This window comes from Xenophilus azovorans DSM 13620, assembly GCF_000745855.1.
Classification (GTDB): Bacteria; Pseudomonadota; Gammaproteobacteria; order Burkholderiales; family Burkholderiaceae_C; genus Xenophilus; species Xenophilus azovorans.
In genome coordinates, this window is record NZ_JQKD01000015.1 from 1 (window position 1) to 24,788 (window position 24,788).

24 protein-coding genes, 1 other RNA gene and 1 pseudogene are annotated in these 24,788 nt (G+C 68.0%); 14 read left to right on the forward strand and 12 right to left on the reverse strand.

What is annotated here, in order from left to right; genetic code table 11:
• The 12 genes from Q392_RS09515 to ompA all read right to left on the reverse strand — a co-directional run.
• Positions 1 to 374 (reverse strand): hypothetical protein (locus Q392_RS09515; RefSeq protein WP_038205510.1); only part of this gene is annotated, 374 nt, incomplete at its 3' end.
• A gap of 24 nt (positions 375 to 398) precedes the next feature.
• Positions 399 to 650: a helix-turn-helix domain-containing protein gene (locus tag Q392_RS09520; protein WP_038205525.1), complete on the reverse strand. Its 252-nt coding sequence runs from the start codon at positions 648 to 650 to the stop codon at positions 399 to 401.
• Between the two features lie 43 nt (positions 651 to 693).
• Positions 694 to 2,409: a helix-turn-helix transcriptional regulator gene (locus Q392_RS09525; protein WP_038205528.1), complete on the reverse strand. Its 1,716-nt coding sequence runs from the start codon at positions 2,407 to 2,409 to the stop codon at positions 694 to 696.
• Positions 2,409 to 3,023, reverse strand: a complete 615-nt coding sequence (locus Q392_RS32710) for a hypothetical protein (RefSeq protein ID WP_038205531.1) — start codon at positions 3,021 to 3,023, stop codon at positions 2,409 to 2,411. The genes Q392_RS09525 and Q392_RS32710 overlap by 1 nt, the downstream gene beginning before the upstream one ends.
• A gap of 26 nt (positions 3,024 to 3,049) precedes the next feature.
• Entirely contained in the window at positions 3,050 to 3,409 is a 360-nt protein-coding gene (locus tag Q392_RS09535) for a hypothetical protein (protein WP_038205534.1), read from the reverse strand.
• Positions 3,409 to 3,825 carry a hypothetical protein gene (locus tag Q392_RS09540; RefSeq protein WP_038205537.1) on the reverse strand — a complete coding sequence of 139 codons (417 nt, stop codon included), beginning with the start codon at positions 3,823 to 3,825 and terminating at the stop codon, positions 3,409 to 3,411. Before Q392_RS09540 ends, Q392_RS09535 begins: the two co-directional genes overlap by 1 nt.
• Positions 3,826 to 4,205: 380 nt before the next feature.
• Positions 4,206 to 4,898, reverse strand: coding sequence for a hypothetical protein (locus tag Q392_RS09545; protein WP_157007870.1), 693 nt, complete (start codon positions 4,896 to 4,898; stop codon positions 4,206 to 4,208).
• A gap of 62 nt (positions 4,899 to 4,960) precedes the next feature.
• A complete protein-coding gene (locus Q392_RS09550; RefSeq protein ID WP_084216966.1) occupies positions 4,961 to 6,319 on the reverse strand; it encodes a tyrosine-type recombinase/integrase in 1,359 nt (452 codons plus the stop codon).
• Positions 6,320 to 6,512: 193 nt separating this feature from the next.
• Positions 6,513 to 6,898: a transfer-messenger RNA gene (gene ssrA, locus Q392_RS31825) on the reverse strand.
• A 13-nt stretch (positions 6,899 to 6,911) separates the two neighbouring features.
• Complete coding sequence (locus Q392_RS09555; protein WP_038205542.1) at positions 6,912 to 7,580, reverse strand: HAD-IA family hydrolase; 669 nt, start codon at positions 7,578 to 7,580, stop codon at positions 6,912 to 6,914.
• Positions 7,577 to 8,296 (reverse strand): bifunctional 2-polyprenyl-6-hydroxyphenol methylase/3-demethylubiquinol 3-O-methyltransferase UbiG, encoded by a 720-nt coding sequence (gene ubiG / locus Q392_RS09560; RefSeq protein ID WP_038205545.1) that lies wholly within the window; start codon positions 8,294 to 8,296, stop codon positions 7,577 to 7,579. The genes Q392_RS09555 and ubiG overlap by 4 nt, the downstream gene beginning before the upstream one ends.
• A 97-nt stretch (positions 8,297 to 8,393) precedes the next feature.
• Positions 8,394 to 9,041 carry an outer membrane protein OmpA gene (ompA, locus tag Q392_RS09565; protein WP_038205548.1) on the reverse strand — a complete coding sequence of 216 codons (648 nt, stop codon included), beginning with the start codon at positions 9,039 to 9,041 and terminating at the stop codon, positions 8,394 to 8,396.
• Between the two features lie 225 nt (positions 9,042 to 9,266).
• Here ompA and gyrA point away from each other — a divergent pair, with 225 nt between their 5' ends.
• The 14 genes and pseudogenes from gyrA to Q392_RS09635 all read left to right on the forward strand — a co-directional run bounded on the left by gyrA (position 9,267) and on the right by Q392_RS09635 (position 24,764).
• Positions 9,267 to 11,894 carry a DNA gyrase subunit A gene (gene gyrA / locus Q392_RS09570; RefSeq protein WP_038205550.1) on the forward strand — a complete coding sequence of 876 codons (2,628 nt, stop codon included), beginning with the start codon at positions 9,267 to 9,269 and terminating at the stop codon, positions 11,892 to 11,894.
• Positions 11,891 to 12,466, forward strand: coding sequence for a DUF2059 domain-containing protein (locus Q392_RS09575; protein WP_038205552.1), 576 nt, complete (start codon positions 11,891 to 11,893; stop codon positions 12,464 to 12,466). Before gyrA ends, Q392_RS09575 begins: the two co-directional genes overlap by 4 nt.
• Before the next feature lie 47 nt (positions 12,467 to 12,513).
• Positions 12,514 to 13,581, forward strand: a complete 1,068-nt coding sequence (gene serC / locus Q392_RS09580; RefSeq protein WP_051953201.1) for a 3-phosphoserine/phosphohydroxythreonine transaminase — start codon at positions 12,514 to 12,516, stop codon at positions 13,579 to 13,581.
• A 16-nt stretch (positions 13,582 to 13,597) separates the two neighbouring features.
• A complete protein-coding gene (gene pheA, locus Q392_RS09585) occupies positions 13,598 to 14,719 on the forward strand; it encodes a prephenate dehydratase (RefSeq protein ID WP_038205557.1) in 1,122 nt (373 codons plus the stop codon).
• A 2-nt stretch (positions 14,720 to 14,721) separates the two neighbouring features.
• Positions 14,722 to 15,606 (forward strand): prephenate dehydrogenase, encoded by an 885-nt coding sequence (locus tag Q392_RS09590; protein ID WP_038205560.1) that lies wholly within the window; start codon positions 14,722 to 14,724, stop codon positions 15,604 to 15,606.
• 2 nt (positions 15,607 to 15,608) lie between these two features.
• Positions 15,609 to 17,612, forward strand: coding sequence for a bifunctional 3-phosphoshikimate 1-carboxyvinyltransferase/cytidylate kinase (locus Q392_RS09595; protein WP_038205562.1), 2,004 nt, complete (start codon positions 15,609 to 15,611; stop codon positions 17,610 to 17,612).
• A 215-nt stretch (positions 17,613 to 17,827) separates the two neighbouring features.
• Positions 17,828 to 19,513 (forward strand): 30S ribosomal protein S1, encoded by a 1,686-nt coding sequence (gene rpsA / locus Q392_RS09600; RefSeq protein WP_038205565.1) that lies wholly within the window; start codon positions 17,828 to 17,830, stop codon positions 19,511 to 19,513.
• A gap of 52 nt (positions 19,514 to 19,565) precedes the next feature.
• Positions 19,566 to 19,889: pseudogene (locus Q392_RS09605) on the forward strand (integration host factor subunit beta); the annotation flags it as partial.
• A 33-nt stretch (positions 19,890 to 19,922) separates the two neighbouring features.
• A complete protein-coding gene (locus tag Q392_RS09610; protein ID WP_038205571.1) occupies positions 19,923 to 20,246 on the forward strand; it encodes a LapA family protein in 324 nt (107 codons plus the stop codon).
• The gene (lapB, locus tag Q392_RS09615; protein WP_038205573.1) at positions 20,236 to 21,432 is read left to right on the forward strand and encodes a lipopolysaccharide assembly protein LapB; all 1,197 of its coding nucleotides are present in this window, start codon (positions 20,236 to 20,238) and stop codon (positions 21,430 to 21,432) included. Before Q392_RS09610 ends, lapB begins: the two co-directional genes overlap by 11 nt.
• Before the next feature lie 88 nt (positions 21,433 to 21,520).
• Positions 21,521 to 21,844, forward strand: a complete 324-nt coding sequence (locus Q392_RS09620) for a ComEA family DNA-binding protein (protein ID WP_038205576.1) — start codon at positions 21,521 to 21,523, stop codon at positions 21,842 to 21,844.
• 146 nt (positions 21,845 to 21,990) lie between these two features.
• A complete protein-coding gene (locus Q392_RS09625; RefSeq protein WP_038205579.1) occupies positions 21,991 to 22,959 on the forward strand; it encodes a TRAP transporter substrate-binding protein in 969 nt (322 codons plus the stop codon).
• Positions 22,960 to 22,969: 10 nt separating this feature from the next.
• On the forward strand, positions 22,970 to 23,476 hold the full coding sequence (locus Q392_RS09630) for a TRAP transporter small permease (protein WP_038205582.1): 507 nt from the start codon (positions 22,970 to 22,972) through the stop codon (positions 23,474 to 23,476).
• A complete protein-coding gene (locus Q392_RS09635; RefSeq protein ID WP_038205585.1) occupies positions 23,469 to 24,764 on the forward strand; it encodes a TRAP transporter large permease in 1,296 nt (431 codons plus the stop codon). The genes Q392_RS09630 and Q392_RS09635 overlap by 8 nt, the downstream gene beginning before the upstream one ends.
• Positions 24,765 to 24,788 lie beyond the last annotated feature (24 nt).

The following is a 24,788-nucleotide window of genomic DNA, read 5'->3' on the forward strand; positions in this document are numbered from 1 at the left end:
CGGTTCACGCCTTCGAGTTCGAGGGAAAGCTCCTTCAGGCGGACTTCCAGCGCATCACGAACCGGAGCCAGGACAGCGGCATGCCGACGGTTCGCGGCGACCATCGCATCGTGTGCGGCCTCAGCATGAGCGCCCTGCGCCTCGGCGGCGGTCGCGAGACCGGCCAGCGTGGCGAGCACCTGCTCGGTGGTCGGGCGGGTGATGCCGTCGGCCGCAAGCGCATCCAGCGCCTCGAAGATGAGAGAGCGAGACGTTTCCTTCGCGAGCGCGCGGCGACGCGCGGCCAGCACTTCGACAGCGGCGACCGTCGCGGCCTTGTTTGCATCGAGGTTCGCAATGGCGGCGTCGGCTGCGGGAGTAGATTGATAGATCATCTGGTTCCTCTGTGAGTGGTGTGGTCAGGCCGTCTCGATGACGGGGCTGGGCTGTTCGTGGTCCGCCGCCTGCGCGCAGGCGGCGAGGAAGGCGTCCACGTCCTCGCGGCGGTAGCGGATCGCTCGGCCGATCTGGAGGTGGCGCGGGCGGGGGCGCACGTCATCGCGGCGCCACATGGCGAGCGTGTCGGGGTGAACCCCGAGTTCATCCGCGAGGGCGGCTTCGGACAGCAGTCGCTGGGAGCTTGCCGTCGGAGTGGTGATCTTCTGGGTCATGGCGGTGACTGAGAGTGGATGAATGAACCTGATCTTCCCGGCCTCAGGCTGATTGAGCCTGCCCGTTTTTTCCACCAAGATCGAGTTGCGCCGCACTCGCGCCCACCACGTCCGCCTGCTCGATCTGCGCGAACATCCTCTCGTTGGCGGCCTCGTGCATGAGCACGGCCTTCTTCGTGCGAAACAGGACTGTGGCGAATTCGCCCGCCACACGCTCAAGGGTCGCACCTCCCTTGACCTCATCGAACGAATCGCGGTCCAGGCGTTCCATCGCGTCGAGGACGGCCTGCCCGCGCAGCACCAGCTCGCGCACCGTCGCGCAGCTCGGGCCGCCGAGCAACTTGTCGTGGCGCACCAGCGCACCCGCTGCCTCGCGCGCGAGCTTGCGCATGAACTCGCCGAGGGCGCTGGTGATGCGCTCCTCCTGCGAGGCCTTCTCGAACTCGTCATTCAGGCCGAGCAGCCAGTCGGCAGTCACGCCGTAGGCCCGGGATGCCGCCACGATGTGCTGGATGTTGACCGGACGCGCGCCAGTTTCAAGAAGACTCAGTTGCGTGGACGAGGTGAACCCCATCCGGAAGGCGCCCGCCGTCTGGTCGAAGCCCATCCGCTTCCGCGCGGCGGACAGACGATGAGAGCGCACGGCGCGATCATGTTGCTTCTGGCGCTCTCGCATGTGCTCGGTCACGGGGGCGCTCGGCGCGTATGCCGCCCCATCGGCCGCCGGCTCCTTCCAGCGGCTCAAGGCCTCCTCCAGCGCCTCAGGTTCGCAGTCAAGGACCGACTCGGCGTCCGGCGCGCCCAGCGCGGTGTCCAGGCTGACGCCCAACAGGGCGGCCGCCTCCTCGACCTGATCCGCACGCATGACGCGGGTACCGCGTTCCAGAGCATCGAGCGCCTTCCAGTGAATGCCAAGCATCTTGGCAAATTCTTCGAGAGACAGGCCCTTCTGAACACGCCCCCACCACAGCCAGGACCGCGCCTTGAGTTCATGGTTCTCGCCCACCGTCGGCAGCTCGGCAGGCGGATGGCCCCCGCTGGCGACGCTTGGGGCCTCTGCTTCTGCATCATCGTCCGCGTCCACGTCGGTGCCTTCGCCGACCTTGGGCGTTCGGCTGTTAGCGATGGCGGCCAGCGCGGCAATGGCCTTGGAGATGCGCTCGAACTCGCCGGGGGGCAGAGGGCGGGCGCTCGCCTCGTGCGCCGCCAGCGCGCCCGAGGGAATGCCAGTACGACGAGCGACACGAATGCGAGAAACGCCGGTGGCCTCGCGCATCGCGCGCAGCCGCTGGCCCTCGGGAAGGGCTGCATCGTCGGCGTCGTCGGTCTCCTGCTCCTGCTCCTGCTGCGGCTGCGGCTGCGGCTGGGCGTCTTCCTGGCGCTGCAGGCCGGCTCCGAGCGATGCCGGTGCAGCGTGGGCCTCGTCATGGTCGGGACAGTGGGGCTCTCCGGCCTGAGCAGCCGCGCGGTCCGCAATCTCTTGCACGGCGACGCACGCGCGGTGGTAGTCGTCAGCGCTGATATCGCCGCGACCGGTCTCGAACATGTACAGGTCGGCGGCCTTGATGCCAGCGTGCTGGGCAATTTCGTCGAGTTGGATGCGCGCGGCCGCCCGATTGGCGCGCAGAGCTGCAGCTTCGGGTGATGGGACGGGGGTCTTGCGGCTGAGAGTGGTGGACATGCTCATGGTCAGTAGGTGATGAACGGCAGCCGCGATGCGCGAGCGGCGCTGGGGCGGCAGGGTGGCGGTCAGCGCCATCAGGCAGCAGGCGGGGCTTCGGTGGTCGCGGTAGAGGCGCCACCCTCGTCCGGTTCGCCGAACAGCGCGGCGAAGTAGCCGCCCGTGGACACGAGATCGCTCGGATGCCGCCACGGCTCGTCGAGCCATTCGTGAAGCGCCTCGGCCTCGTCGGCCAGGTCTTGCGCTGCCTCACGCTCGGCGCCGCAAAGCGCGCGCTGGATTTCCCCCAGGCGCAGGTCCACGATGCCGATAAGGGCCTGGCGCTCTCGCTGGAACTTCGCCGCGAGCCGGGCCTCCAGGCGCGTCGCGTGGCCGACGTTCTCGGCCAGGATGCCGACCTCGCCATGCATGTCCTCGATGACCTGCAGCACGAGGGCAGGATCAGGGTGGTGGCCGTCGGCTTGAACGCGTTGCACAGCGGCGGCGATGGCGCGGCTGATGCCGTGCTGCGCATACAGGTCGGCCACCCGGCTCACCAGAGCGGCGGCGGCGTCCTGAACGGCGGCGTTCTGGCGCACTTCGATGAACACGCTCGCGCAGTCGGCGTCCTTGGAGTCGCGCGCCAGCGGATTGAGGTAGCTGGCGCCGTTCAGGCCGGCGGCGGTCGTGGTGTTGTCGATCAGGACGATCATCAAGTTCTCCTTCGGGGGTCGCGATTTCAGGACGCCAGTGCGGCGGCGGTGGTGGAGGAAGGCGCCAGCAGCGCCTCGATCTCGGTGAGGTGGTCGGCGAAGCGGATGCGGCCATCAGCGCAGTCCAGGCGGAAGCGGACGCGGCCGTCGATGGCGGTCTCAACTTCCAGGCGGGCGCCATGCAGCGCGGCCCGGGCGCGCGCCGTCGTGAGGCGTTTGCCGTCCTCCGGGTCGATGCCGACGCGGCGGGCGAAGCTGTACACGTCGGCCGGCTCGCGGCAGAAGTGCGCTCGGTCCCAGCGGCTGATAAACCAGCCACCAGCCGGCGAGGCGGCGACGTTGAAGCCGCGCGCCTGCAGCGCGGTCTTGATCTGCGGCTCCAGCATCAGCGACCCCGGCGCGGCAGAGGGACGTTCTTGATGGGCGCTTCGGTCTTCATCGACCAGCAGCCCCGGAGAAACTCGAACACGTCGTCCAGCGAGCCGAGGTGGCGATACCAGCCGCGATGGCCGACGAGGAAGCGAAGGCTTCCTGCTGGGGTCGCCTCCCAGTCCAGGGTGAGGCCCTGCAGCGCAAGGTGCGAGCGGGCCTGCGCGATGCGGTGAACGTCCGGGCGGGAAAAGTGGAGATCGGGTGCGGCGCAGGGGTCAGCCACACTGGCGAGGCCCGGTTGGTCGCCGGGCGTTTTGCTCTGGTTCCGCGCGGCAGCAATGCCGCTTCGCCCCGTCAGCGCCCCGTGCGCTGCGGGGCCTTCTTCTTCGGCGCGGCCGATGGCGCCGACAAGGAGGTGCTGCGGGGTCACTGGGCCGCCCCCTGCGCACCAGCACGCCTCGCGACGCGAGCGGACTTTGCTGCCGCGCTGGCCCTGGAGACGGTAGCATCAACAGCCGCAGCCCCTTCGTCGCTGTCTCGCCTGGCGAAGTCCGCCCAGAACTGTCGCACGTCGGTGAGGCGCCAGCGCGTGCAACGCGTGGCCCGCACTGCGGGCTTCGGTGCGCGGCCGGCAGCCACCTCAGCATGCCACCAGCTTTCGGACATACATCCCGTTGCCGCGCAAATCTTGGCATCGACCAGCGCAACTTCTTCAAGCGAAGAGAAAGCCGGGTCGGGGGAATATGTGGCTAGGTGGCCTGATGTGGACTGAAGTTTCATGGCGGCTATCGTCGGCCGCCACCCCCTATCTCAACGATCCGTTTGCTTGGCAAACGGATACTTTTTCTTCCACACAAAGAAGCGCTGTTGGATTTCTGCTGGCGACAACTTCTCGCCCTCCGCCCGCACGCCGAGCCGAATCATGTCCCGCTCGATGAAGTCGCGAAACGTCTTCTCCATCCGGCCCTGTAGGCTTCGATCATCGTCATTCGGCGAGGAGCGCTTGATGGTGGACCCGTAATGATCCAGCGCCTCGATCAAACCTCCGTGATCACGACGGAGGGCCGTGCAGATGCCCTTGACGGCGCTGCTGATAGTTTCTTTTCGCTCCCTCATTGAAGCCATTTCAAGAACACGTAGGCGAATTTGCTCGTTACCCTTTGCCTGTGCTTCCTTTCCCTTGCGGGCGGTCGCCCTCCTGCGATGCGCTTCTTCTGCCGAGTGGACAAGGTGAGCGAGGGCCACGGCAGCCTGATCTTTGCCCCGCGAGACGTGCTTCCATGCATGGTGCTCGGGTGAGCGTGCCGCGAGCGCGCAGGATGCGCAGGTATCCAATATCGCCAACATGAGTGGCCGCCACCCGTCGAAGCGAACATCCCTTTCGATAAGCTCCTTCTCGGCGTCGTGCTGCGCCTTGATGTCGCCGGAATCCCGGAGCGTCCGGAACAAGCTGAGCGGAAAGTCGTCGGGCGCTCGGGGCAGCATGCCCTTGATGGGAGCCACCAGTTTTCCAACCGTCGTCTCGGCCTCAGCCGCCGCCCCTGTCAGTGGTTGCGTCGGGTGCATCATCCAACCACAGGTGATGCTGCAGCTTCCATCTGCTCCACTTCCTTGCGAGCATCTGCCACCCCACTGGATGCGGCCTTGATGTCACCGGCCGCCAGTCTGTCGAGGTAGTCGGCCCACTTGATCATCAATTCGCGCCGCTGTTTCATGTACGTGGTGCGGTTGTAGGCGCGGCCAAGTGCGTCAGCCACTCCATGCGCAAGCTGCGCCTCGATGACCTCGGGTGCGATGTCCAGCCGCTCGGCAGCCATGGTGCGCGCCATCGCCCGGAATCCATGCGCCGTCATTTCATCGTTTCCGTAGCCCATGCGGCGCAGCGCGCTGCGCACGGTGTTATCGCTCATCGGTCGCCCTTGAGTCTGAAGGCTGGGGAACACATATCGTCCGCCGCCGGTGAGAGGCAGTAAATCGTCACGGAAGACCGCCAGGGCTTGCGGCGCCAGCGGCACCAAATGTGGATCGCCATTCGCCTTCTCATCCTTGCGCCGCTTCATCAGGCCCGACGGCAGCGTGATGAGCTTCTCATCCAAGTCCACCCACGACCATTCCAGTTGCCGTAGCTCGCCGGGCCGCAGGAACAGGAGTGCCGACAGCGCCAAGGCGGCGCGGGTCACTGGGTGGCCAACGTACTCGCGCATGGAGCGCAGCAACTCAGCCACTCGCCGGGGCTCCACCACGGCCGCGAAATGCCGCGCCGGCACCGGCGGCAGCGCATCGCGCAGGTCGGCCGCAGGATTGCGGGTGCACGCGCCAGACGCTATTCCGTATCGGAACACCTGCGAACATGAGTCCTTGATCCGGTGCGTCGTCTCGATGGCACCACGGGCCAGAACACGGCGCAGCGTCTCCAGCAACTCGGGCGCCTCAATGTCGCCGATTGGACGCCGACCCAGCCAGGGGAACACATCATTCTCCAAACGGACCAGCGTTCGATCAGCGTGGCCCTCGCTCACCTTGGCAACGTGCACGTCCGACCACCACTCCCGAGCAACTTGCTCGAAGGTTCCAAGCCCCGGCAAACCAGCGTCCACGAGCGCCTGCGCCTCAGCCTCCTTAGCGCGCTTTTCCTTGTCCGCCTTGCGCTGCTCACTTGGGTTGATGTTCGCGTTTACTAACTTTTTTGCGTCATCCCGCCGTGCGCGAGCCTCTGCCAAGGTGACATCTGGATAGGTGCCCAGGCTCAGCATGCTCTCGCTCGAATTCAGCCAGTAGCGAAAACGCCACCAGCCGCTCCCCGTCGGGCGCGCGTACAACGCGAGCCCTCCACCGTCGCTCAGTTTGCGTGATTTCCCCGAGTCAACTGCCGCCCTGATGGCGGCGCGGATTGCTTTGTCAGTGAGGATGTTTGTTGCGGCCATGCCGGGTAGCTCCACAATAGGCCGGGTAACTACTGATGAGAGCCACCCAGCCAATCCAGGTTACCCGGAATCTTACCCGGTCAAATTGTGGGTGCAAGCGGCCTTATCTGGCCCCAAGTGGATCAAGACTTTGCGCTAAGTCGTTGATTTAGTTGGTTTCATGGCCTCATGTGGCCTCATGAAATAGGGTGAATGGTGGAGCTGGGGGGATTTGAACCCCCGTCCGCAAGCCTTCGCCGCGCAGTTCTACATGTTTAGCGATCTGTTTTGGATCTCGCCACCGATGGCGCGCAGTCGCACGCTCCATCGGCCGCCAGCACCCTTGGATCTCGCGGCGGCCCAAGGTGCCCGGACCGCCGCCAGCCAATGTGATTAACCTTGCAGCCGGGAGGCGTCAGATTGCTCTAGCGCCCCCTTGCCCAGCCCATCGGCCAACTGTTGCAAGGCTCGCCGGGATTAAGCGGCGAGTGCGAAACGTTCGTCGTTTGCAGTTAGTTTGTTTGAATCTGTTTAACGAGCACATTCAGCTCGACATGCCCCGCTGCGGCCCCGAACCCACGTCGAAACCAATGCAGCCCCGGAAAAGCGTATTTTAGGCCGGTCCGAGCCATTGCAAGAGCGCCAGTGGCGAATCGACGACGGCGTCGGCCTCCCAGAGCGTGGTGTCCGCCTGCGCACCCAGGTAACCGTACATCGCCGCCACGGTCCGCATGCCGGCGGCCCGGCCGGCGACGATGTCGCGCTCGTCGTCGCCCACGTAGATGCATGCCGAGGGCGGCACGCCCAGTTGTCGGGCCGCCTCCAGCAGCGGCGCGGGGTGCGGCTTGGAATGCGGCGTGGTGTCGCCGCTGACGATCGCACCCGCCGTGGCGAACAGTTCGATCGCCTGCGTCAGCGGCTCGGTGAAGCGCCTGGCCTTGTTGGTCACCACGCCCCAGGCGAGGCGCCGCTCGCGCAGCGCGGCAATGAGTTCGGGCACGCCGTCGAAGACCTGCGTGCCGTGCAGCATCCGCGCCTCGTAGTTGCGGAAGAACTCCTCGCGCATGTCCATGAACTCCGGTGATTCCGGCAGGAGGCCGAACGCCACCCCGAGCATCCCGCGCGCGCCGGCGCCCGCCATCGGGCGATAGGCCGACAGCGGCAGCGAGGCCAGGCCCCGGTCCAGGCGCATCCGATCGGCGGCAGCCCCGAGGTCCGGCGCACTGTCGATCAGCGTGCCGTCCAGGTCGAACAGCACGGCACGCAGCGCGGCGGCCGTCATGCGGCCTCGGCCGGCCGCCGGGCAGCCATCAGGTAGTTGATGCCAGTGTCGGCGCTGAGCCAGTAGCGGCGGGTGAGCGGGTTGTACTGCATGCCGCGCAGATGCCCCACCTCCAGGCCGGCGGCGCGTGCATAGGCCGCCAGTTCGCTGGGGCGGATCAGCTTGCGGTATTCGTGCGTGCCCTTGGGCAGCATGCCCAGCACGTACTCGGCGCCGACGATCGCGGCCAGGAAGGCCTTCGCGTTGCGGTTGATCGTGGAGAAGAACACCCAGCCGCCCGGCTTGACCAGTTCGGCGCAGGCCCGGACCACGGAGGCCGGCTCGGGAACGTGCTCCAGCATCTCCATGCAGGTGACGGCATCGAAGCCTGCGGGCTGCGCGGCCGCCAGCGCCTCCGCGCTGATCTCCTGGTATTTCACGCCCTGCGTGCCGGCCTCGAGAGCATGCAGTTGCGCCACCTTCAAGGCCTTGCCCGCCAGATCGACGCCCAGCACATTGGCGCCGCGCCGGGCCATGGCGTCCGCCAGGATGCCGCCGCCGCAGCCCACGTCCACCACACGTCGGCCGGACACGGGGGTGATGCTCTCGATCCATTCGAGGCGCAATGGATTGATTTCATGGAGCGGGCGGAATTCGCCGTCGAGGTCCCACCAGCGATGCGCCAATTCCGAGAATTTGGCGAGTTCCGCCGGATCCGCATTCACGTTGAGATTCATGAATCCGATTATCGATGCTCGACCTGCCGCGCGACCGGCACCGCAGGCCCAATAAAAAAGCCCCGCCGGGGCGGGGCTTTTAACGAGGAAGCTCGAATCAGTTGGCGCGGGTGCCGACCACTTCGATTTCCACGCGGCGGTTCTTCGCGCGGCCTTCCTTGGTGCGGTTGTCGGCCACGGGCTGCTTCTCGCCCTTGCCTTCGGTGTACACGCGGTTGCGCTCGATGCCCTTGGAGACCAGGTAGGCCTTCACGGCTTCGGCGCGGCGCACCGACAGACGCTGGTTGTAGGCGTCGGTACCGATCGAGTCGGTGTGGCCGACGGCGATGATCACTTCCAGGTTGATGCCACGGATCTTCGAGACCAGGTCATCCAGCTTGGCGCGGCCTTCGGGCTTGAGCACCGACTTGTCGAAATCGAAGAACGCGTCGGCAGCGTAGGTCACCTTGCTGGCGGCGACCGGAGCGGCCGGACGCGGAGCGGCGGGGGCGGGAGCCGGCGCGGCTGCAGGCGCAGCAGGCACCAGGGCGCCGTCGCAGCCCACGGCGGCGGTGGCGGGCGTCCAGTTGGCATCGCGCCAGCACAGTTCGTTCGTGCCGTTCTTCCACACCAGTTCGCCGGTGCCGTTCTGCCAGTTGTCGATCACGGGACCACCATTCGCGGCGGTGACACGGGTCTGCGCGCCTGCGGCCGTGGCGAGCGCAGCGACTGCAAACATCATCGCCACTTTATTCAGTTTCTTCATGGTTCTCCTCTTGGGGAAAAAGCCGCAGCCGCGCTGCGAAACAAGGACGCTTCAAGTGACCACCACCCAAAACGCTGAGTCGATTGTGCCATAGGGTCTTTCCCAAACCGGCCGCAGCCCGGCGACGAATCGTAGGACGGGGGCGGATTCCCGGCCTTGTGTTGCTCGGCTGCGACACCCGTGGCGGGCTAAAATCGCGGGTTCCGCCGCCGGTTTGCCTGCCTCATGACCTCCTTCGCCAAAGAAACCCTGCCCATCAGTCTCGAAGAGGAAATGCGGCGCAGCTACCTCGATTACGCCATGAGCGTGATCGTCGGGCGGGCCCTGCCGGACGCGCGGGACGGGCTCAAGCCGGTGCATCGGCGGGTGCTCTACGCGATGCACGAGCTCAACAACGACTGGAACCGGCCGTACAAGAAGTCGGCCCGCATCGTCGGCGACGTGATCGGCAAGTACCACCCGCACGGCGACCAGTCGGTTTACGACACCATCGTGCGGCTGGCGCAGGACTTCTCGATGCGCCACATGCTGGTGGACGGCCAGGGCAACTTCGGCTCGGTGGACGGCGACAACGCCGCGGCCATGCGCTATACCGAAATTCGGCTGGCCAAGATTGCGCATGAAATGCTGGCCGATATCGACAAGGAAACCGTCGATTTCGGCCCGAATTACGACGGCAGCGAAAAGGAACCTATTGTTCTACCCAGCAAATTGCCTAATTTGCTGGTCAATGGCTCCGGTGGAATTGCCGTCGGCATGGCGACCAATATTCCGCCGCACAACCTCAATGAGGTGGTGGACGCCTGCCTCCACATGCTCCGGCAGCCCGAGGCGACCGTGGACGAGCTGATGGACATCGTCCCGGCGCCCGACTTCCCCACGGCCGGCATCATCTATGGCATCAACGGCGTGCGCGAGGGCTACCGCACCGGCCGCGGCAAGGTGGTGATGCGCGCGCGCTGCCACTTCGAGGACATCGACCGCGGCCAGCGCCAGGCGATCATCGTCGACGAGCTGCCCTACCAGGTCAACAAGAAGACGCTGCAGGAGCGCATGGCCGAGCTGGTGCACGAGAAGAAGCTCGAGGGCATCAGCCACATCCAGGACGAGTCCGACAAGTCGGGCATGCGCCTGGTGATCGAGCTCAAGCGCGGCGAGGTGCCGGAAGTCGTCCTCAACAACCTGTACAAGCAGACGCAGTTGCAGGACACCTTCGGCATCAACATGGTGGCGCTGGTGGACGGCCAGCCGAAGCTGTGCAACCTGCGCGACCTGATCGAGGTCTTCCTGCAGCACCGCCGCGAGGTGGTGACCCGCCGCACCATCTTCAACCTGCGCAAGGCCCGTGATCGCGGCCACGTGCTGGAGGGCCTGGCGGTCGCGCTGGCCAATATCGACGAGTTCATCCGCATCATCCGCGAGTCGCCCACCCCGCCGGTGGCCAAGGCGGAGCTGATGAGCCGCTCCTGGGACAGCACCCTGGTGCGCGAGATGCTCACGCGCGCCCGCGCCGACGGCGGCACGGTCAATGCCGACGACTACCGCCCCGAGGGCCTGGACCGCGCCTACGGGCTGCATGCGGACGGCCTGTACCGCCTCTCCGACACGCAGGCCCAGGAAATCCTGCAGATGCGCCTGCAGCGCCTGACCGGCCTGGAGCAGGACAAGATCGTCGCCGAGTACAAGGAAGTGATGGCCGAGATCGACGACCTGCTGGACATCCTGGCCCGGCCGGAGCGCGTGTCGACCATCATCGGCGAGGAACTGACAGCGCTGAAGCAGGAGTTCGGCCAGACCAAGCTGGGCGCCCGGCGCAGCCAGATCGAGCACAGCGCGCAGGACCTGTCCACGGAGGACCTGATCGCGCCCACCGACATGGTGGTCACGCTCTCGCACAGCGGCTACATCAAGAGCCAGCCGCTGGGCGAATACCGTGCGCAGAAGCGCGGCGGCCGCGGCAAGCAGGCCACCGCGACGAAGGAAGACGACTGGATCGACCAGCTCTTCATCGCCAACACGCACGACTACATCCTGTGCTTCTCCAACCGGGGCCGCCTGTACTGGCTCAAGGTGTGGGAAGTGCCGGCCGGCTCGCGCAACTCGCGCGGGCGGCCGATCGTCAACATGTTCCCGTTGGCCGAAGGCGAGAAGATCACCGTCGTACTGCCGCTGACCGGCGAGGCGCGCCACTTCCCCGACAACCGTTACATCTTCATGGCCACCTCCATGGGCACGGTCAAGAAGACGGCGCTGAACGAGTTCAGCAACCCGCGCAAGGCAGGGATCATCGCGGTGGACCTGGACGAGGGCGACTACCTCATCGGCGCCGCCCTGACAGACGGCCAGCATGACGTGATGCTGTTCTCCGACGGCGGCAAGGCCGTGCGCTTCGACGAGAACGACGTGCGCCCGATGGGCCGCAACGCCCGCGGCGTGCGCGGCATGATGCTGGAGGAAGGCCAGGGCGTGATTGCCATGCTGGTGGCCGAGGACGAGCAGCAGAGCGTGCTGACCGCCACCGAGAATGGCTACGGCAAGCGCACCAGCATCGTCGAATACACCCGCCACGGGCGGGGAACCAAGGGCATGATTGCGATCCAACAGAGCGAGCGCAACGGCAAGGTGGTCGCCGCCACACTGGTACACGCCGACGACGAGATCATGCTCATCACCGACAAGGGTGTGCTGGTGCGCACCCGCGTTTCCGAAATCCGCGAACTCGGCCGCGCCACGCAGGGCGTGACGCTGATCGGGCTGGACGAAGGCGCCAAGCTCAGTGGGCTGCAGCGCATCGTCGAGAACGATGCGAACGGCGCCGACGACGCCCCCCTTTCCATGGAGAACCCTGAATGAAGACTTTCAAGCTGGCCCTCGTTTCCGCGGCTCTGGCCTCCGCCGCATCCGCCGGCTGGGCCCAGGACAAGGCGGCGCTGATCAAGGAATTCATCGAGATCCAGAAGCCGGGCTACGAGCTGCTGGCCCAGAACATCGCGCAGCAGGAGGCCGCACCGGTGCTGGCGGCCAGCTCGCGCTTCGTGCAGGAGCGCGTGCCCGCCGACAAGCGCGAGACCGTGGCCAAGGCCGGCGAGGCGGAGGTCCAGAAGTACTTCGACGCCGTGGTGCCGATCATCCGCGACAAGGTGGCCCAGGTGGCGCCGGGCGCCATCACCCCGGTGCTCGAGCAGGAGTTCAGCGCCGAGGAACTGAAGATGGCCATCGACTGGATGAAGTCGTCGGCCAGCCGCAAGCTGGCGGGCGCTCAGCCGAAGATGGTGCAGGCGATCATGACGGCACCGTCGATGAGCGAACTCGAATCGCCCATCACGACGCAGGTCAAGCGCCTCGACGACGCCATGGTGAAGGCGCTCGGCGTCCCCGCCGACGGCGGCGGCGCAGCCAACAAGAAGGCACCGGCCAAGAAGTGACCGCCACGCCGTCACGCCCCTACAACTTCTCCGCCGGCCCGGCAGCGATGCCGGAGGCCGTGTTGCGCCAGGCCGCCGCCGACATGCTCGACTGGCAGGGCAGCGGCATGAGCGTGATGGAGATGAGCCACCGGGGCAAGGAGTTCGGCACGATCCGCGACCAGGCCGAGCAGGACTTCCGCGCGCTCCTGGCGGTGCCCGACGAATTCCACGTCCTGTTCATGCAGGGCGGCGGACTCGGCGAGAACGCCATCGTCCCGCTGAACCTGTCGCGCGGCGCGGGCGTGGACTTCGTGGTCACCGGAAGCTGGAGCGCCAAGTCGCAGAAGGAAGCCCAGCGCTACTGCCGGGCGCGAGTCGCCGCCAGCAATGCCGACAGCCGGCACACCGCCCTGCCGGCGCCCTCCTCCTGGCAGCTCGATCCGGACGCCGCCTACGTGCACCTGTGCTCGAACGAGACCATCCACGGCGTCGAGTTCCAGGAGCTGCCCGACCTGCAGGCGCTGGGCAGCCGGGCGCCGCTGGTGATCGACTTCTCCTCGCACGTCGCCTCGCGGCGGGTGGACTGGCGCCGCGTGGGCCTGGCCTTCGGCGGCGCGCAGAAGAATCTGGGGCCGGCGGGGCTGACCATCGTCGTCGTGCGCGACGAGCTGCTCGACCGCGCGCTGGAGATCTGCCCCAGCGCCTTCAACTACCGGCTGGTGGCCGACAACCACTCCATGTACAACACGCCGCCGACCTGGGGCATCTACATGGCGGGGCTGACCTTCCGCTGGCTGCTTGCGCAGGCCGAAGGCGACCTGCGCGGCGTCGACGCCATGGCCGAGCGCAACCGCCGCAAGGCGGAGCTGCTCTACGGCTACATCGATGCCTCGCCGTTCTACTTCAACGAAGTGGCGCCGGAATGCCGCTCGCGCATGAACGTGCCCTTCTTCCTGCGCGACGAAAGCCGCAACGCCGACTTCCTCGAAGGTGCGCGGCAAGCCGGCCTGCTGCAGCTCAAGGGCCACAAGTCGGTGGGCGGCATGCGCGCCAGCATCTACAACGCGATGCCGCTCGAAGGCGTCCAGGCGCTGGTGTCCTACATGCGAGAATTCGAGCGACTTCACACCTGAGCGTGAACGCGTCCGAATGACCGCCCCGGCCACCCCACCCGACTCCCCCTCTTCCTCTTCCGATCCCCTCGCCGAACTGCGGCAACGGATCGACACGCTCGACGATCAGTTGCTGAAGCTGCTCAACGAGCGTGCCCGCGTGGCCGAACTGGTCGGCGAGGTCAAGAAGCGCGAGGGCACGCCCTTCTTCCGTCCCGACCGGGTGGCGCAGGTCATCGAGAAGGTCAAGCGCAACAACACCGGCCCGCTGCGCGAGGCGCACGTGGCCGCCATCTGGCGCGAGATCATGTCCGCCTGCCTGGCGCTGGAGTCGCCGCAGCGTGTGGCCGTGCTCGGCCCCGAGGGCACCTTCTGCGAGCAGGCCGCCATCGAGTACTTCGGCGGCGCCGCCGACCTGATCCACTGCGCCAGCTTCGACGAGGTCTTCCACGCCACCGCCAGCGGCAGCGCCCAGTACGGCGTGGTGGGCGTGGAGAACTCCAACGAGGGCGTGGTCACGCGTTCGCTGGACATGTTCCTGCAGTCGCCCACGCACGTCGTCGGCGAGGTGAGCCTGCTGGTGCGGCACAACCTGCTGCGCCGGGAGAACTCACTGGAAGGCATCGAGGCGGTGCTGGCCCATCCGCAGGCGCTGGCCCAGTGCCAGGCCTGGCTGGCCAAGCACCTGCCGGGCGCCGAGCGGCGCGCCGTCTCCAGCAATGCCGAAGGCGCCCGCCTCGCCGCCTCCAACCCGGCCTGGGCCGGCCTGGCGAGCGAGCGCGCCGCCGCCCAGTACGGGCTGCACATCGTGGCCCATGCGATCCAGGACGACGCCTACAACCGCACCCGCTTCGCCGTCATCACGCTGCCGGCCACGCTGGCCATGCCGCCGGCCTCGGGCCACGATTGCACCAGCCTGGTGGTGTCGGTGCCCAACCGCCCGGGCGCGGTGCACGACCTGCTGGTGCCGCTGAAGAAGCACAACGTCTCCATGACGCGTTTCGAGTCGCGCCCGGCGCGCACCGGGCAGTGGGAGTACTACTTCTACATCGACCTGGACGGCCACCCTTCGCAGGCGCATGTGGCGGCCGCGCTGGCCGAGCTGCGCGCGCTGTGCGCCTTCTACAAGGTCATCGGCGCCTATCCGGTCAAGACCTGAAGATGTTCGACCAGTTGGGACTCATCGGCTGCGGCCTGATCGGCGGCTCGTTCGCGCTGGCGCTCAAGCAGGCGCGCCTGGTCAAGCGGGTGGTCGGCTACAGCAAGTCGCCCTCGACGACCGAGCGTGCAAGGCAGCTCGGGGTCATCGACGTCGCGGGGCCCTCGGCGCTGCTGGCCGTCTCCGGCGCGGACCTGGTGCTGGTGGCCGTGCCGGTGGGCGCCTGCGAGGCCACTTTCCGCGCCATCCGCCACGGCATCGGCGAGCGCACGCTGGTCATGGACGTGGGCTCCACCAAGGGCAGCGTCATCGAGGCGGCCGAACGCGGCCTGCAGCAGAAGCTGGCCAGCTTCGTGCCCGCGCACCCCATCGCGGGCAAGGAGGTGTCGGGCGTCGAGCATGCCGAGGCCGGCCTGTTCAAGGGTCGCCAAGTGGTGCTCACGCCGACCCGGGCCACGCGGCGCACCCATGTCGACCGCGCGGCGCAACTGTGGGCCGGCATCGGCGCCCGGGTGCTGCAGATGGACCACGAGGCGCACGATGCGGCCTTCGCCGGCGTCAGCCACCTGCCGCACCTGCTGGCCTTCGCGTTCATCGACGCCATCGCGGCCCGATCCGACGGCAAACACATGCTCGGCCTCGCCGGGACGGGTTTCCGCGACTTCACCCGCATCGCCGCCAGCGATCCGGCCGTGTGGCGCGACATCCTGCTGTCCAACCGCGAGCAGGTGCTGCTGCAGTCGCAGGCCTTCCGCAAGGCACTGATGCAGATGGAAGCCCTGATCGCCGCCGACGACAGCCCGGGCCTGGAGCAGGCGATCGCCGCCGCCAGCCGCGTGCGCGCGGCCTGGACGCTGCCCGCCGACCAGCCGCCCTCGGCCGAGTGACGATGTTCTCCATCCCTTCCCTGGACATTCCCCCGCTGGCGGGCGCGGCCGGCCGCGTGCGGCTGCCCGGCTCGAAGAGCATTTCCAACCGCGTGCTGCTGCTGGCCGCGCTGTCGGCCGGCACCACCACGATCCACGACGCGCTCGATTCCGACGACACGCGCGTGATGCTCGAGGCCCTGGCGCAACTGGGCTGCGGCGTCACGCACGAAGGCCCGGTGCTGCGCATCGCCGGCCTCGGCGGCCGGCTGCAGAACACGCAGGCCTCGCTGTTCCTGGGCAACGCCGGCACCGCCATGCGGCCGCTGACGGCGGCGCTGGCGCTGCTGGGCGGCGACTTCGAACTCAGCGGCGTGCCGCGCATGCACGAGCGGCCGATCGGCGACCTGGTGGACGCGCTGGTGCAACTGGGCTGCCACGTCGACTACCTGGGCAACCCGGGCTACCCGCCGCTGCGCATCCGCCCTGCCGCGCTCGACACGCTGCAACTGGACGCCCCGATCCGCGTGCGCGGCGACGTGTCCAGCCAGTTCCTCACCGCGCTGCTGATGGCGCTGCCGCTGGCGGCGCAGCACCAGGCGATCGCCATCGAGGTGGTGGGCGAACTCATCTCCAAGCCCTACATCGAGATCACGCTCAACCTGCTGGCGCGCTTCGGCATCGCCGTGCAGCGCGAGGGCTGGCAGCGCTTTGTCATCCCGGCGGGCAGCCGCTATGCCTCGCCGGGCGAGATCCACGTGGAGGCCGACGCCTCCTCGGCCAGCTATTTCATCGCGCTGGGCGCGATCGCCGCGCCGGCGTCGAGCCCGCTGCGCATCGACGGCGTGGGCGCCGATTCGATCCAGGGCGACATCCGCTTCACCGAGGCGGCGCGCGCCATGGGCGCGGTCATCGACAGCGGCCCCAACTGGCTCGCCGTGCACCGCGGCGCCTGGCCGCTGAAGGCGCTGGACATGGACGCCAACGCCATCCCCGACGCGGCGATGACGCTGGCCGTGATGGCCCTGTACGCCGACGGCCCCAGCACGCTGCGCAACATCGCGAGCTGGCGCGTCAAGGAGACGGACCGCATCGACGCCATGGCGGCCGAGCTGCGCAAGCTGGGCGCCAGCGTCGAGGCCGGGCCGGACTTCATCCGCGTGATGCCCCTGCCGGCCGGCGGCTGGCACCGCGCCAGCATCCACACCTACGACGACCACCGCGTCGCGATGTGCTTCTCGCTGGCCGCCTTCAACCCCGATGCGCTGCCGGTGCGCATCCTCGACCCGAAGTGCGTCGGCAAGACCTTCCCCGACTACTTCGAGACGCTGTTCTCGGTGGTCCGGGCGCGCAGCGTGCCGGTGATCTGCGTCGACGGCCCCACCGCCTCGGGCAAGGGCACGCTGGCGGCCGAGCTGGCCCGGCGGCTGGGCTACCACTACCTGGACTCCGGCGCGCTCTACCGCATCGCCGGCCTCGTCATGCGCCGCGCCGGGCTCGAGACCAGTGCGCAGGACGAGCCGCGCATCGCGGCCGAACTGCAGGGGCTGGACCTGCGCTTCGACGCCGGCAGCGTGCTCCTGCGGGGCGAGGACGTCACCGACGCCATCCGCACCGAGGCGGCGGGCATGGACGCCTCGCGCGTGTCCGCCCTGCCCGCCGTGCGCGAGGCGCTGCGGGCGCTGCAACTGGACTTCCGCCGCCTGCCCGGGCTGGTCGCCGACGGGCGCGACATGGGCACGGTGATCTTCCCGGACGCGCCGCTCAAGGTGTATCTCACCGCCAGTGCCGCCCACCGCGCCGAGCGACGCCATAAGCAGTTGATTTCAAAGGGAATTCCTGCTATGCTCGACAGTCTTCGCGCCGACCTGGAGGCGCGCGACGCGCGGGATGCCTCCCGCAGCGTGGCGCCCCTGAAGCCGGCCGAGGATGCCCGCCTCCTGGACAACTCCGAGCAGACCGTGGACCAATCGGTCGAGCAGGTGTTGGCCTGGTGGCGGCAGGTGCAGCCTTTCGACGACGCCTGACCGGCGGATCGCAAGGCTCGGGCCTCCGGACTTCCTTCCAGAAAGAAGCCGGGCGGCCCCTGGTCCAGCCCGGCTCCCCTCGCGCGTCTGCGCACTGGCCCGCTGGTTGTTCAACCCCAACCGGGCGCAAGCCCAACCGCCATCTCCAGTCATAGAAACGGCCGCACGCGATGTTGCATGGGCGGCTGGAAACCTGGGTGATGCAAGGAAATTCAATGTCCGAATCTTTTGCCGCTCTCTTCGAAGAGTCCCTCAAGCGTTCCGAAATGCGCGCCGGCGAGGTCATCACCGCCGAGGTGGTGCGCGTCGAGCACAACCACGTGGTGGTCAATGCCGGCCTGAAGTCCGAGGCCTACGTGCCGATCGACGAGTTCAAGAACGACAAGGGCGAACTCGAAGTGCAAGCCGGCGACTTCGTGTCGGTGGCCATCGGCTCCGTCGAGAACGGCTACGGCGACACCATCCTGTCGCGTGACACCGCCAAGCGCCTGGCCTCCTGGCTGGCGCTCGAAAAGGCCCTGGAATCCGGCGAATTCGTCACCGGCACCACCAGCGGCAAGGTCAAGGGCGGCCTGACGGTGCTGGTCAACGGCATCCGCGCCTTCCTGCCCGGCTCGCTGATCGACACCCGCCCGGTCAAGGATCTGGCCCCGTACGAGAACAAGACCCTCGAGTTCAAGGTCATCAAGCTCGACCGCAAGCGCAACAACGTGGTGCTCAGCCGCCGCGCCGTGGTGGAAGCCTCCATGGGCGAAGAGCGCGCCAAGCTGATGGAAACGCTCAAGGAAGGCGCCATCGTGCACGGCGTGGTCAAGAACATCACCGAGTACGGTGCGTTCGTGGACCTCGGCGGCATCGACGGCCTGCTGCACATCACCGACATGGCGTGGCGCCGCGTGCGCCACCCGAGCGAGGTGGTCACGGCCGGCCAGGAAATCAACGCCAAGATCCTCAAGTTCGACACCGAGAAGAACCGTGTCTCGCTGGGCCTCAAGCAGATGGGCGACGACCCGTGGATGGGCGTCTCGCGTCGCTACCCGCAGGGCACCCGCCTGTTCGGCAAGGTCACGAACATCGCCGACTACGGCGCGTTCGTCGAGCTGGAACCCGGCATCGAAGGCCTGGTGCACGTGTCCGAGATGGACTGGACCAACAAGAACGTGGCCCCCAACAAGATCGTCTCGATGGGCGACGAGGTCGAGGTCATGGTCCTGGAGATCGACGAGGACAAGCGCCGCATCAGCCTGGGCATGAAGCAGTGCAAGGCCAACCCCTGGCAGGAATTCGCGCAGAACACCAAGCGCGGCGACCGCGTCAAGGGCCCGATCAAGTCGATCACCGACTTCGGCGTGTTCGTCGGCCTGTCGGCCGGCATCGACGGCCTGGTGCACCTGTCCGACCTGTCGTGGAACGAGCCGGGCGAAGCCGCCGTGCGCAACTACAAGAAGGGCCAGGAAGTCGAAGCCATCGTGCTGGCCGTCGACGTGGACCGCGAGCGCATCAGCCTGGGCATCAAGCAACTCGACGGCGACCCGTTCACCACCTTCGTGACGGTGAACGACAAGGGCCAGATCGTGACCGGCAAGGTCAAGACCGTGGACCCGCGCGGCGCCGAGATCGACCTGGGCAACGACGTGGTCGGCTACCTGCGCGCCTCGGAAATCTCCCGCGACCGCGTGGAAGATGCCCGCAACGTGCTCAAGGAAGGCGACGAGGTCACGGCCGTGGTCACCAACGTGGATCGCAAGACCCGCAACATCCAGCTGTCGATCCGCCAGAAGGACATGGTCGACCAGCAGGAAGCCATGGCCAACCTGAGCCAGCAGTCGGCCCGCGAGAACGCCGGCACGACCAGCCTGGGCGCCCTGCTACGCGCCAAGCTGGACGGCTCGGACAAGTAATCCGCGAAGCGGCCCAAGGACACGGCGGGGCTCGCCCCGCCGTGTTTTCCTCCAGAAATCCATGACCCGTTCGGACCTCGTCGAAGAACTCGCCGCCCGCTTCGCGCAGCTCACGCACCGCGACGCGGAACAGGCCGTCAAGACGATCCTCGACGCGATGAGCGACGCCCTGGTGCGCGGCCATCGCATCGAGATCCGCGGCTTCGGCAGCTTCTCGGTCAGCCGGCGGCCGCCGCGTGTCGGGCGCAACCCGCGCTCGGGCGAAAGCGTCCTCGTTCCCGAGAAGCGCGTGCCGCACTTCAAGCCCGGCAAGGCGCTGCGCGAGGCGGTCGACGCCCGCGGCATGCCGACGGCGCCGGGCACGGATGCCGATTGACTCCGTAGAATCGCGTCCGCCCCTGGAACGCGCATGAGATACCTCCTGTGGCTGCTCAAGGCAGCCATTTTTTTTACCCTCTTCGCCTTCGCGCTGAACAACCAGCACGACGCCACGGTGTACTTCTTCTTCGGCACCTCCTGGCGCGCGCCGCTGGTGCTGGTGGTGCTGGCCGCCTTCGCCGGCGGCATGGTGGTCGGCGCCCTGGGCATGCTGCCCGGCTGGTGGCGCCACCGCCGCGCCGCGGCGCAGCAGTCGGCGCTCACGCCGCCCCCGGCCGGCGCGCCGACGGCATCCCCGGCCGCCCCCCCCGGCCCGGCCGTCGAACCGATGATTCCCCGCCAGCATGGACTTTGACCTGAGCTGGCTCCTGCTGGGCCTGCCCGTGGCCTTCGTGCTCGGGTGGCTGGCCTCGCGCCTGGACCTGCGCCAGCTCCGGCTGGAGAACCGGCAGGCGCCCAAGGCCTACTTCCGCGGCCTGAACTTCCTGCTCAACGAGCAGCAGGACCAGGCGATCGACGCCTTCATCGAGGCCGTGCAGAACGACCCCGACACGCAGGAGCTGCACTTCGCCCTGGGCAACCTGTTCCGCCGGCGCGGCGAATACCAGCGCGCGGTGCGCGTGCACGAGCACCTGCTCTCGCGCGGCGACCTGAGCCGCGCCGACCGCGAGCGCGCGCAGCACGCGCTGGCGCAGGACTTCCTCAGCGCCGGCCTGCTCGACCGCGCCGAGGGCGCACTGCAGAAGCTGGAAGGCACGCGCTTCGAGAACGAGGCGCGGCTGGCGCTGCTGGCCATCTACGAGCGCTCGCGCGAGTGGTCGCAGGCCGAGCTCGTCGCGGCCAAGCTCGACGCGGCGGAGCAGGCCAGCTACGGCACGCGCCGCGCCCACCACCTGTGCGAGCAGGCCGCCGAGCTGGTCGCCCGCGGCGCCGCGCAGGAAGAAGCCATGGCCCTGCTGCAGCAGGCGGCCGCGCTCGCGCCGCAGGCCCCGCGCCCGCCGATGGACATCGCGGCGCTGCAGGTGCGCGGCGGCGAGCCGGCGGCCGCCTTCGACACCCTGGTGCGCCTGGCCGAGACGGCGCCGCTGGCGCTGCCGCTGTTCGCCGCCCAGATGCAGCAGGCGGCGGTGGCGGCGCGCCGCAGCGGCGAGGCCCTGCTCCTGCTGCAGCGGCGCTATGCGCACGCGCCCTCCATCGACGTGCTGGAGGCCATCATCGCGCTGGGCGGCAGCCCGACGACGGCCGAGGCCGAGGCCAGGGACGCCTCCGCCACCGCGCCGGCGCCGCGCGACGGCTACCTCGCGCACCTGACCCACCAGCCGGGCTCGCTGGTCGCCGCCTCGCGCTGGCTGGCCGGCGAGACCCTGGCCGACGACGCGCGCACCCACCCGCCGGTCCAGCGCGCGCTGGACCAGGCGGCGCGGCCGCTGCTGCGCTACCGTTGCGCGGCCTGCGGCTTCGAGGCGCACCAGTACTTCTGGCACTGCCCCGGCTGCCAGGCCTGGGACAGCTACCCTCCACGCCGCGTGGAGGAACTATGACCGGTGCCCTGGCGCTTCGTGCCAGGGCTGCGCAAGATGCTCCCGCGCGGACGACGCGCACATGTCATCACATCACAGGGAGCATCACATGTTCAAGAAAGCACTGGCCGCACTGGCCTTCACCGCCATGTCCCTGACCGCGTTCGCCGCGGTCGACGTCAACAAGGGGTCGGCCGCCGACCTCGACGGACTGCCGGGCATCGGCCCCTCGCTGTCCAAGCGCATCCTCGACGCGCGGCAGCAGGGCGAGTTCAAGGACTGGGCCGACTTCATGGCGCGCGTCAAGGGCGTCAAGGAGAAGGCCGCGGCCAAGCTCTCCGCGGCGGGTCTGACGGTGAACGGCAAGCCCTTCGAGGCGGCGGCCGCAGAGGCGCCCGCGAAGAAGGCACCGGCGGCGAAGAAGGCGCCCTGAGCCTTCGCCCGATTCCTCCGGGAAGAAACGCAAGCCGCCCCCGGGCGGCTTTTCTGTCGTCTCGCGTCCGGGAAATGCCGCACCCGGTGGCCCGATATTTGCACGTATGCTGCCTCGCTTCGTTGCAACACACACCCGGAGAGACGATGAACCACAAATTCGGCATCGCGCTGGCAGCCCTCGCCCTGAGCTGCTCGGCTCTCGCGCAGACCAAGTGGGACCTGCCCACGGCCTACCCGCCGAGCAACTTCCACACGGAGAACCTCGCCCAGTTCGTCAGCGACGTCGACAAGGCCACGGCCGGCAAGCTCAAGATCACCCTGCACTCCAACGCGGCGCTGTTCAAGGCCCCCGAGATCAAGCGCGCCGTCCAGGGCGGCCAGGCGCAGATGGGCGAGATCCTGCTGGTGAACTTCCAGAACGAATGGCAGGTGTTCGGCGTGGACGGCATTCCCTTCCTGGCCGACAGCTACGACGCGGCCTGGAAGCTCTACCAGGCACAGAAGCCGGTGCTGGCCAAGAAGCTCGCCGAACAGGGCATCGTGCTGCTCTACACCGTGGCCTGGCCGCCGCAGGGCATCTTCATCAACAAGCCCATCAACGCCGCCGCCGACCTCAAAGGCGTGAAGTGGCGCGCCTACAGCCCGGCCACGGCCCGCATCGCCGAGCTGGTCGGCGCGCAGCCGGTGACGGTGCAGCAGGCCGAGCTGTCGCAGGCGATGGCCACCGGCGTGGTGGAGTCGTACATGTCCTCCGGGTCCACCGGCTACGACACCAAGACCTACGAGTACCTGAAGCACTTCTACGACATGCAGGCGTGGCTGCCCAAGAACGCCGTGCTGGTGAACAAGAAGGCCTTCGACGCGCTGGACAAGCCGACGCAGGAAGCCCTGCTCAAGGCCGGCGCCGAGGCCGAGAAGCGCGGCTGGGCCACCTCGAAGACCAAGACGCAGGAGTACCTGGACCTGCTCAAGAAGAACGGCATGACCATCCACGAGCCCTCGGCGCAGCTGAAGGCCGACATGAAGAAGGTGGGCGAGACCATGATCAAGGAGTGGACGGAGAAGGCCGGCGCCGAGGGCCAGGCCGTGCTGGACGCCTACCGCAAGATGTGACGCAGCGCCGATGCGCAAGGCTCTGAACGCTCTGTACGACTGCGCCGCCGCCCTGGCGGCGCTTTTCATGGTCGGCCTGCTGGCGATGGTGCTCACCTCCATCCTGGGCCGCCAGCTCCACTTCAACGTGCCCGGCGTCGACGCCTATGCCGGCTACATGATGGCCTCGGCCGGCTTCCTGGCCCTGGCGCACACCCTCAAGAAGGGCGAGCACATCCGCGTGACGCTGGTGCTCAACGCCCTGGGCGCCGGCCAGCGGCGCTGGATGGAGCGCTGGGCCACGGGCGCCGGCGCCGCGCTGGCGCTGCTGTTCGCGGTGTTCAGCGTGCGCCTGGTGCTGCAGTCCCACGAATTCAACGACATGTCGACCTCCAACGACGCCACGCCCCTGTGGATTCCGCAGCTCGCGATGGCCGCCGGCGCGGTGGTCTTCGCGATCGCGGCGATCGACGAATTCGTCCTGACCTGGCACGGCCGGGCGCCGCGCGCCGACGGGGAGATGCTGCGACATGAGTGACATCAGCGTGGCCGCGCTGCTGATCGCGGCGCTCTTCCTCATCCTCGGCAGCGGCGTGTGGATCGGCCTCACGCTGTCCGGCGTGGCCTGGATCGCGATGCAGATGTTCTCGTCGCGCCCGGCAGGCGACGCCATGGCGGTGACCATCTGGGGCTCGGCCTCCAGCTGGACGCTCACGGCCCTGCCGCTGTTCGTGTGGATGGGCGAGATCCTCTTCCGCACCCGGCTGTCGCAGGACATGTTCAAGGGCCTGGCGCCCTGGATGCAGCGGCTGCCGGGCCGCCTGCTGCACACCAACGTGGTGGGCTGCGCGATCTTCGCCGCGGTGTCCGGCTCCAGCGCCGCGACCTGCGCGACCATCGGCAAGATGACCCTGCCGGAGCTGCAGCGCCGCGGCTACCCGCAGGACATGGTCATCGGCACGCTGGCCGGCGCCGGCACGCTGGGCCTGCTGATCCCGCCCTCGATCATCATGATCGTCTACGGCGTGGCGGCGGACGTGTCCATCGCCCGCCTGTTCATCGCGGGCGTGGTGCCGGGCATCCTGCTGGCGCTGCTGTTCTCGGGCTACATCGGCGTGTGGGCGCTGCTGAATCCGGCCAAGGTGCCGGCCGCCGATGCACGCATGAGCTTCGCCCAGAAGCTGCATGCCTCGCGCAGCCTGATCCCGGTGACGCTGCTGATCCTGGCGGTGCTGGGCTCGATCTACGCCGGCATCGCCACCGCGACCGAGGCGGCCGCCGTCGGCGTGGTGGGCGCGCTGGTCATCTCCGCCGCCCAGGGCTCGCTCGACTGGACCACGTTCAGGGAATCGCTGCTGGGCGCCACCCGCCTGTACTGCATGATGGCGCTGATCCTGGCCGGCGCCGCCTTCCTGACGCTGGCCATGGGCTACATCGGCCTGCCGCGCCACCTGGCCGAATGGATCGGCTCGCTGGGGCTGTCGAAATTCCAGCTCGTGATGATGCTCGCCGTCTTCTACATCGTGCTGGGCTGCTTCCTCGACGGCATCTCGATGGTGGTCCTGACGATGGGGGTCATCATGCCCACCGTCACCGGCGCCGGCATCGATCCGATCTGGTTCGGCATCTTCATCGTCATCGTGGTCGAGTTGGCGCAGATCACGCCGCCGGTGGGCTTCAACCTGTTCGTGCTGCAGGGCATGACGGGCAAGGACCTGCTCTACATCGCGCGCGTCACGGTGCCGATGTTCCTGCTGATGGTGGCGGCCGTCTTCCTCATCTACTTCTTCCCGGACCTGGTCACCTGGCTGCCGCGGCAGATGTGAGCACCTGCGCGCGCCCCGAAAAAA

What these genes read in the sequence shown, in the direction of transcription:
- Q392_RS09520 (WP_038205525.1), bottom strand. Translation starts at nt 650, where the DNA reads ATGACCCAGAAGATCACCACTCCGACGGCAAGCTCCCAGCGACTGCTG.
- Q392_RS09525 (WP_038205528.1), bottom strand. Translation starts at nt 2,409, where the DNA reads ATGGCGCTGACCGCCACCCTGCCGCCCCAGCGCCGCTCGCGCATCGCG.
- Q392_RS32710 (WP_038205531.1), bottom strand. Translation starts at nt 3,023, where the DNA reads ATGATCGTCCTGATCGACAACACCACGACCGCCGCCGGCCTGAACGGC.
- Q392_RS09535 (WP_038205534.1), bottom strand. Translation starts at nt 3,409, where the DNA reads ATGCTGGAGCCGCAGATCAAGACCGCGCTGCAGGCGCGCGGCTTCAAC.
- Q392_RS09550 (WP_084216966.1), bottom strand. Translation starts at nt 6,319, where the DNA reads ATGGCCGCAACAAACATCCTCACTGACAAAGCAATCCGCGCCGCCATC.
- Q392_RS09555 (WP_038205542.1), bottom strand. Translation starts at nt 7,580, where the DNA reads ATGACGGCCGCCGCGCTGCGTGCCGTGCTGTTCGACCTGGACGGCACG.
- ubiG (WP_038205545.1), bottom strand. Translation starts at nt 8,296, where the DNA reads ATGAATCTCAACGTGAATGCGGATCCGGCGGAACTCGCCAAATTCTCG.
- ompA (WP_038205548.1), bottom strand. Translation starts at nt 9,041, where the DNA reads ATGAAGAAACTGAATAAAGTGGCGATGATGTTTGCAGTCGCTGCGCTC.
- gyrA (WP_038205550.1), top strand. Translation starts at nt 9,267, where the DNA reads ATGACCTCCTTCGCCAAAGAAACCCTGCCCATCAGTCTCGAAGAGGAA.
- Q392_RS09575 (WP_038205552.1), top strand. Translation starts at nt 11,891, where the DNA reads ATGAAGACTTTCAAGCTGGCCCTCGTTTCCGCGGCTCTGGCCTCCGCC.
- serC (WP_051953201.1), top strand. Translation starts at nt 12,514, where the DNA reads ATGCCGGAGGCCGTGTTGCGCCAGGCCGCCGCCGACATGCTCGACTGG.
- pheA (WP_038205557.1), top strand. Translation starts at nt 13,598, where the DNA reads ATGACCGCCCCGGCCACCCCACCCGACTCCCCCTCTTCCTCTTCCGAT.
- Q392_RS09590 (WP_038205560.1), top strand. Translation starts at nt 14,722, where the DNA reads ATGTTCGACCAGTTGGGACTCATCGGCTGCGGCCTGATCGGCGGCTCG.
- Q392_RS09595 (WP_038205562.1), top strand. Translation starts at nt 15,609, where the DNA reads ATGTTCTCCATCCCTTCCCTGGACATTCCCCCGCTGGCGGGCGCGGCC.
- rpsA (WP_038205565.1), top strand. Translation starts at nt 17,828, where the DNA reads ATGTCCGAATCTTTTGCCGCTCTCTTCGAAGAGTCCCTCAAGCGTTCC.
- Q392_RS09610 (WP_038205571.1), top strand. Translation starts at nt 19,923, where the DNA reads ATGAGATACCTCCTGTGGCTGCTCAAGGCAGCCATTTTTTTTACCCTC.
- lapB (WP_038205573.1), top strand. Translation starts at nt 20,236, where the DNA reads ATGGACTTTGACCTGAGCTGGCTCCTGCTGGGCCTGCCCGTGGCCTTC.
- Q392_RS09620 (WP_038205576.1), top strand. Translation starts at nt 21,521, where the DNA reads ATGTTCAAGAAAGCACTGGCCGCACTGGCCTTCACCGCCATGTCCCTG.
- Q392_RS09625 (WP_038205579.1), top strand. Translation starts at nt 21,991, where the DNA reads ATGAACCACAAATTCGGCATCGCGCTGGCAGCCCTCGCCCTGAGCTGC.
- Q392_RS09630 (WP_038205582.1), top strand. Translation starts at nt 22,970, where the DNA reads ATGCGCAAGGCTCTGAACGCTCTGTACGACTGCGCCGCCGCCCTGGCG.
- Q392_RS09635 (WP_038205585.1), top strand. Translation starts at nt 23,469, where the DNA reads ATGAGTGACATCAGCGTGGCCGCGCTGCTGATCGCGGCGCTCTTCCTC.